Origin of the sequence: Roseisolibacter sp. H3M3-2 (assembly GCF_029211165.1) — a bacterium.
Lineage (GTDB): Bacteria > Gemmatimonadota > Gemmatimonadetes > Gemmatimonadales > Gemmatimonadaceae > Roseisolibacter.
Genome location: NZ_JARGEK010000274.1, coordinates 1 through 6,828 on the forward strand (window position 1 = coordinate 1; position 6,828 = coordinate 6,828).

General features: G+C 78.6%; 7 protein-coding genes. 6 read left to right on the plus strand and 1 reads right to left on the minus strand.

Going from position 1 to position 6,828, the window contains the following annotated elements; all coding sequences use genetic code 11:
* Positions 1 to 277 precede the first annotated feature (277 nt).
* The 4 genes from PYV61_RS18560 to PYV61_RS18575 all read left to right on the plus strand — a co-directional run bounded on the left by PYV61_RS18560 (position 278) and on the right by PYV61_RS18575 (position 4,843).
* Complete coding sequence (locus tag PYV61_RS18560; protein WP_275834371.1) at positions 278 to 808, plus strand: ECF-type sigma factor; 531 nt, start codon at positions 278 to 280, stop codon at positions 806 to 808.
* The gene (locus tag PYV61_RS18565; protein WP_275834373.1) at positions 805 to 2,349 is read left to right on the plus strand and encodes a serine/threonine-protein kinase; all 1,545 of its coding nucleotides are present in this window, start codon (positions 805 to 807) and stop codon (positions 2,347 to 2,349) included. The genes PYV61_RS18560 and PYV61_RS18565 overlap by 4 nt, the downstream gene beginning before the upstream one ends.
* A 61-nt stretch (positions 2,350 to 2,410) precedes the next feature.
* Complete coding sequence (locus tag PYV61_RS18570; RefSeq protein WP_275834375.1) at positions 2,411 to 3,481, plus strand: acetamidase/formamidase family protein; 1,071 nt, start codon at positions 2,411 to 2,413, stop codon at positions 3,479 to 3,481.
* Between the two features lie 75 nt (positions 3,482 to 3,556).
* Entirely contained in the window at positions 3,557 to 4,843 is a 1,287-nt protein-coding gene (locus PYV61_RS18575; RefSeq protein WP_275834377.1) for a PxKF domain-containing protein, read from the plus strand.
* 45 nt (positions 4,844 to 4,888) lie between these two features.
* Here PYV61_RS18575 and PYV61_RS18580 read toward each other — a convergent pair whose 3' ends face one another.
* A complete protein-coding gene (locus PYV61_RS18580; RefSeq protein WP_275834379.1) occupies positions 4,889 to 5,188 on the minus strand; it encodes a fasciclin domain-containing protein in 300 nt (99 codons plus the stop codon).
* A 111-nt stretch (positions 5,189 to 5,299) separates the two neighbouring features.
* Between PYV61_RS18580 and PYV61_RS18585 the strand changes: the two genes are divergently transcribed.
* Both PYV61_RS18585 and PYV61_RS18590 read left to right on the plus strand, forming a co-directional pair.
* Positions 5,300 to 5,791 (plus strand): OsmC family protein, encoded by a 492-nt coding sequence (locus tag PYV61_RS18585; protein WP_275834381.1) that lies wholly within the window; start codon positions 5,300 to 5,302, stop codon positions 5,789 to 5,791.
* Between the two features lie 86 nt (positions 5,792 to 5,877).
* Positions 5,878 to 6,828 (plus strand): PfkB family carbohydrate kinase (locus PYV61_RS18590; protein WP_275834383.1); only part of this gene is annotated, 951 nt, incomplete at its 3' end.

Here is a 6,828-nt window from a genome sequence, read left to right on the forward strand (position 1 = left end):
AGCGCGGCCGCGCGGTCGGCGGCGGCGCGGCGCGGCGGCGCGGCGCGCGGCGCGGGGGGGACGGGGAGCCCGGTGGTGGCGTCGGGCGCGCAGGCGCCGGCGGCGAGCGCCAGCAGGAGGACGAGCAGGGGGCGGCGCATGGGAGCGGATGGCTGGGCGTGGGGCCGGCCCCGCCGGCGGGGCGCATTGCTCCCCCGCCGGCGGTCGGCATATTGGGCCGGGACCGACCGCGGCCCGACCCACCCGGGGTTCGCGCGGAACGGCGCCGAAACGAGCCATGACCGTCGCCCCCCCTCCCGCCGACGCCGCCTTCGGGGCCGTGTACGACGAGCTGCGGCGGCTCGCCCGCCGGCAGCTGCGGCGCGAGGCGGCGGGGCACACGCTGAACACGACCGCGCTCGTCCACGAGGCGTACCTGCGGCTGGCCGAGCAGCGCGCGGCCCCGGTCGAGCGCGGGCACTTCCTGTCGCTGGCGGCGACGGCGATGCGGCGCATCCTGGTGGACCACGCGCGCCGCCACCGCGCCGCCAAGCGCGGCGCCGGCGTGCGCGCGGTGACGCTCGACGACGCCGACGCGCTGGCCGCCGACGACCGCGCCGAGCTGTTCGTCGCGCTCGACGAGGCGCTGGCGCGGCTGGCCGCGCTCGACGCGCGGCAGGCGCGCGTGGTCGAGTGCCGCTTCTTCGGCGGGCTGACCGAGGAGGAGACGGCGGAGGCGCTCGGCATCGGGCTGCGCACCGCGAAGCGCGACTGGGCCAAGGCGCGCGGCTGGCTGCACCGCGCGCTGCACGGGGACGCGGTCGCGTGACGCGAGACGAGGCGGGCGACGACGCGGCGGCGCGCTTCCGGCGCGCGGACGCGCTGCTCGACGCGGCGCTCGACCGGCCGACGGGGGAGCGCGCGGCGTACGTGGCCGAGGCGAGCGCCGGCGACGACGCGCTGCGCGACGAGGCGCTGGCGCTGCCGCGCGCCGACGACCGCGACGACAGCTTCCTCGACGCGCCCGCGGCGGCGTACGCCGCGCCGCTGCTCGACGCCGCCGCGCGCGAGGCGCTGCAGGCGGCGCTCGGCGACGCGTACCGGGTGGAGGGGGTCGCGGGGCGCGGCGGGATGGCGACCGTGTGGCGCGCGCGCGACCTGCGGCACCAGCGCGCGGTCGCCGTGAAGTGGATGGACGCCGCGCCCGGCGCGGCCGCCGAGCGCTTCCTCGCCGAGGTGCGCGTGACGGCGGGGATGCGCCACCCGCACCTGCTCCCGCTGTTCGACAGCGGCGCGGCGGACGGGCGCCCGTACTACGTGATGCCGTTCGTCGAGGGCGAGACGCTGCGCGCGCGGCTCGAGCGCGAGCGGCGGCTGCCGGTGCCCGAGGCGGTGCGGCTGGCCGCGGCCGTCGCGGGGGCGCTCGACTACGCGCACGGGCGCGGCGTCGTGCACCGCGACCTCAAGCCGGAGAACGTGCTGCTCGACGGCGGCGAGCCGCTGGTGGCCGACTTCGGCGTCGCGCTGGCGCTGGCGCAGTCGGGGGGCGCGCGGGTGACGCGGCACGGCGTCGCGGTGGGGACGCCGGCGTACATGAGCCCCGAGCAGGCGGTCGCCGACCCGGCGCTCGACGCGCGCAGCGACGTGTACGCGCTCGGCGCGGTGCTGTACGAGATGCTGGCCGGCGAGCCGCCGCACGGGCACGGCGCGCCCGAGGCGCTGCTGGCGCGCGTGCTGCACGCGACGCCGGCGCCGGTGGAGGGGGACGGCAGCACGCCGCTCGCGGGCCGCTGGGCGGCGTACGGCGCGCGCGGCGACGCGGTGGACTTCGAGGTGTTCTGGAGCGACGGTACCAACTGGCGGCGGTGGATGCCCGCATCGGCGTTCCGCGCGGACGGCGGCGCGACGGTGGTCGCGCGCGCCGCCGGCGCGTTCGAGCTGGCGGGGACGCTCTCGGGCGGCGGGGGGAGCGGGACGCTGCGCTTCCGCCCCGACACCGCGGTCCTGGCCGCGCTGCGCGCCGCCGGCGTGCGCGAGGTCGACGCGGCCACCGCGCACGTGCTGAAGAACCTCGCCTGGGGGGCGGCCGGCGCGGCGACGGCGCGCGCGCTCGCGGCGGCCGGCGTGGGGCCGCTGACGCTGCGCGGGCTGCAGGACCTCGCGATCTTCGGCGTGTCGCCGGCGTACGCGCGGGCGCTGCGCGAGGCCGGCGTGCGCGGCGGCGCGGCGCCGCGGACGGTGATCGACCTGTACCGCGGCGGGGTGACGCCGGAGTTCGCGCGCGCGCTGCGCGACGGCGGGGAGCGGGACCTCACCCCCGAGCTGCTGCTCGACCGGCGCGCCGAGGCGCGGCAGGCGCGGCGCCGCTGAGGACGCGCTGCGGCGGTGCGGGGCGCGGCGTAGCTTCGGCCTGACCCGCGCCCCCTCCGCCATGCCCCGCTCTCCGCTCGCGCTCCCGCTCGTCCTCGCGGCGTCGCTCGCCGCCTGCGCCCCCGCCGCGCCGCGCCACTTCTGGCGCGAGGTGCCGGCGGGGCGCACGCACGTGCTGATACCGTCGCCCGCGACCGTGGTGAACGGCGGCTACGACCCCGCGGCCGCGCCGGCGCTGCGCGTGGCGTCGGGCGACGAGGTGGAGGTGGGCGCCGTGTCGACGTGCGGCACGCGCCTCCTGCAGCCGGGGGCCGACTCGGGGCGCATCGAGCCGGCGATCCGCGCCATCCAGCAGGCGGTGCGCGACTCGACGCTGCGGCGCGGCCCCGGGGGGCACGTGCTCACCGGCCCGATCCACGTCGCCGGCGCCGACTCGGGGGACGTGCTCGAGATCCGCATCCGGACCGTGGAGCTCGACGTGCCGTTCGCGTGCAACAGCTTCGGCCCGCGCAGCGGCTTCCTCCCCGAGGACTTCCCGGGCGTGTCGCGGTCACGCGTCGTGCCGCTCGACCGCGCGCGCATGGTCGGGCGCTTCTCCGACTCGGCGGGGATCGAGATCCCGCTCCGCCCGTTCTTCGGCAGCATGGGCGTGGCGCCGCCGGCGTCGCGCGGGCGCATCCACAGCGCGCCGCCGGGGACGCACGCGGGGAACCTCGACAACAAGGAGCTGGTGGCGGGGGCTATCCTCTACGTCCCGGTCCACACCGCGGGCGCGCTGCTGCACGTCGGCGACGGGCACGCGGCCCAGGGGGACGGGGAGGTCGACATCACCGCGCTGGAGACCGCGCTGCGCGGGCGGCTGCAGCTGATCGTGCGCAAGGATATGCGGCTGGCGTGGCCGCGCGGCGAGACGCCGACGCATTGGATCGCGATGGGCGCCGACAGCAACCTGACGGTCGCGACCAAGGTCGCGGTGCGCGAGGCGATCGCGCTGCTCGGCGAGGTCTACCGGCTGCCGCGCGAGGACGCCTACATGCTGGTGAGCACCGCCTGCGACGTGCGCATCACGCAGCTGGTCGACGGCACGATGGGGGCGCACGTGATGATCCCGAAAGCCTTGTTCGTCCGCTGACGGGCTCGCATGTTCGCGCGACCCCGGCGACGGCGCCGGGGCGCCGTGTCGTGCATGTCCCCAGCCCATGTGCCCATGACGCTCCTCCCCCGCGCGGCGGCCCGCCGGATCGCCCCGCTCCTGCTGCTCGCCGCCTGCCAGGACGCGCCGAGCGCCCCGGACGCCGCGCTGCGCCCCGGCGCCGCGCCGCGCGCCGACGTGCTCCCGTCGCCGGCGCTGTACTGGTACTTCCAGCTCGACGGCGGCGGCGCCGGCTCGGTCCCGTGGGGGCTGCCGACCGACACGCCCGTGCCGGCCGACTACGACGGCGACGGGCGCACCGACCCCGCGGTGTGGCGCGCCAGCGAGCGGTGGCTCGTCCTGCGCAGCGCCGACCTGACGACGACGCAGACGCTCTGGGGCGACCCGAACGACGTCCCGGTGCCGGCCGACTACGACGGCGACGGGAAGGCCGACGTGGCCGTGTGGCGACCGGCGACGGGGCAGTGGTGGATCCTCCCCACCGGCGGCGGGGCGCAGCGCATCGAGGCGTTCGGCACGGCGGGCGACGTTCCCGTCCCCGGCGACTTCGACGGCGACGGGAAGGCCGACCTCGCGGTGTGGCGGCCCTCGAACCGCTTCTGGTACGCGCAGCGCAGCACGGCGGGGTTCATGGCGATCCAGTGGGGGCTGTCCGACGACGTGCCGGTGCGCGGGGACTTCGTCGGCGGCGCGGGCGCCGACCCCGCGGTGTTCCGCCCCTCGACGGCGACGTGGTGGGCGCTCGACCCGAACACCGGCGCGGTGTTCCAGGCGCAGTGGGGGCTGCCGGGCGACGTGCCGATGGCCGGCGACTACGACGGCGACGCCCGCACCGACGCGGCGGTGTACCGCCCGTCGAACGCGACGTGGTACGTGCGCAGCACGGCCGACGGCGCGCAGTCGGCGGTCCCGTTCGGGCTCCCCGGCGACACGCCGGTGCCGTACGTCGCCGGCGGCCGCGCGCGGCCGGCCGTCGTGCGCGTGCAGACGCCGCCGACGTACCCGTTCGCCTGGGCCGGGCCGACCAAGGCGCCGCCGGCGCTCAACAGCGGGGGCGCGGGCGGCGTGGTGCCGGTGCAGTTCTCCCTCGGCGGCGACCGCGGGTCCGCGGTGCTGGCGGCGGGCTCGCCGTCGTCGGTGCGGGTGTCGTGCGACGACCCGACGCAGACGATCGGCGCCGCGTCGGCGACCGCGACCGACCGGTCGCTCGTCTACCTCGCCGAGGAGCAGAGCTACCGCTACCTGTGGCGCACCGAGTCGGCGTGGTCGGGGACGTGCCGGCTGTTCACGCTGCAGCTGACCGACGGCTCGACGCGCGAGGCGCTGTACCGCTTCCGCTGAGGGCGGGCGGGCGCCGGCGGACCTCCGCCGGCGCCCGCGCCGCGGTCACCGGTCGAGCGACGGCGGCAGCAGCACCGCGTCGACGACGTGTACGATCCCGTTGCCGGCCGCGACGTCGATCAGCCCGAGGTCGAGCGGCGCGCCGGCAGTCGTGGTGCCGACGATCGCCGCCGACTCGCCGTTGACCATCGGCAGCGTGGGACGCGCGAGGACGCTGGTCGACGTGTGGCGGCCGCGCGCGACGTGGAACGACAGCACGTTCGGCAGCACCGCGCACGACAGCACCGTCTCGGCGCCGAGCTGGCCGATCAGCGTGGCGAGCGGGCGGGATCGGCTCAGTCGCATGGGTCCGGAATCGGTCTCGGGTCGCGTGCCGACCGGGGGGCGGCGGTCGCGCCTACAATTCCGGCCCGCGCCGGGCCGGTTCCCGTGGCCCCGGCGTTGCCTGACGCGGCCGTGAGCGCCGTCACCACCCCCGACCCGGAGCCCATGGCCTCCACCTCCCCCGATCCCGCGCCCCCGTCCGACGACGGCTGGGTCTCCGCCCGCATCGCGCGCGGCCGCTACCGCACCGAGCTGCGCGCGCGCGGGCACGCCTTCGTGCTCGACGAGCCGGCCGCGGTCGGCGGCACCGACGCCGGGCCGACGCCGTACGAGGCGATGCTCGGCGCCGTGGCCGCGTGCACCGTCATCACGCTGCGCATGTACGCCGACCGGAAGGGGTGGCCGCTGGAGGGGGCGGAGGTCGCGCTGCGGACCGCCGCCGACCACGCGACCGACTGCGCGGCGTGCGAGGACGCCGACGTCGGGCCGCACGCGATCGAGCGGCGGCTCTCGCTCGTCGGCCCGCTCGACGCCGAGCAGCGGCGGCGGCTCGCGGAGATCGCCGACCGGTGCCCGGTCAAGCAGATGCTCGCGCGCGGCGTGGAGGTGGTGGCGGGGGCGTGAGTTCGTCCGCGCGGCGGACGAACGCGCGCGTTTGACGCCCGTCCCGGGCGCGCGTAGCCTACGTCGCACCACCACCGGGGGCACCGATGCGCGAGCGCGACGGGCGGGCGGGCGACGCCGAGATCCTGTGCGTGGGCGAGCTGCTGTGGGACGCGCTCCCGGCGGGGCTCTTCCTCGGCGGCGCGCCGTTCAACGTCGCGTGCCACCTGCGCGCGGCGGGGCAGCCGGTGGCGATGGTGAGCCGCGTCGGCGACGACCGCCTCGGCGACGAGGCCCTGCGCCGCGCCGCCGCGTACGGCGTGGCCACGGACCTCGTGCAGCGCGACCCGTCGCTCCCCACCGGCTTCGTGCGCGTGGCGCTCGACGCCGAGGGCGGCGCGGCGTTCGAGATCCTCGCCCCGGCGGCGTGGGACGCGGTCGCCGCCGAGCCGGCGCTGCTGCGGCGCGCGGCGTCGGCGCGCGCCATCGTGTTCGGGACGCTCGCGCAGCGCGCGCCCACGACGCGGCGCACGGTGGAGCGGCTGCTGGAGTCGAGCGCGCTGCTCGTGTTCGACGCCAACCTGCGCCCGCCGCACGTCGACCCCGAGGTCGTGCGCCGGTCGCTGGCGCGCGCGTCGATCGTCAAGCTCACCGAGCGCGAGCTGCGGCAGGCCGCGGGGTGGTTCGGGCTCGCGGCTCCCGGGCCGGACGGCGCGCTGGAGGCGACGGTCGCCGACCTGGCGGCGCGCTTCGACTGCGGCGCGGTCGCCGTCACGCGCGGGCGCGAGGGCTCGGCGCTGTGGCACGACGGGCGGTGGACCGAGCAGCCGGGGTTCGCGGTCGAGGTGCGCGACACGGTGGGCTCCGGCGACGCCTTCCTGGCCGTGCTGCTGGCGGGGCTGCTGGCCGGCGGCGACGACGCGGTGGTGCTGCAGCATGCGTCGCTGGCGGGCGCCTACGTCGCGACGCAGCCGGGCGCCGTCCCGCCCGACCAGGGGGCGACGGCGGCGCCGCTCACCGCGGACGCGCCGCCCGCGCCGCGGCCCTCGCGGCCGGGG

Bases quoted from the DNA above. Each gene is read 5' to 3' on its own strand.
- PYV61_RS18575 (WP_275834377.1), top strand. From the start codon at position 3,557: ATGACGCTCCTCCCCCGCGCGGCGGCCCGCCGGATCGCCCCGCTCCTG.
- PYV61_RS18560 (WP_275834371.1), top strand. From the start codon at position 278: ATGACCGTCGCCCCCCCTCCCGCCGACGCCGCCTTCGGGGCCGTGTAC.
- PYV61_RS18570 (WP_275834375.1), top strand. From the start codon at position 2,411: ATGCCCCGCTCTCCGCTCGCGCTCCCGCTCGTCCTCGCGGCGTCGCTC.
- PYV61_RS18580 (WP_275834379.1), bottom strand. From the start codon at position 5,188: ATGCGACTGAGCCGATCCCGCCCGCTCGCCACGCTGATCGGCCAGCTC.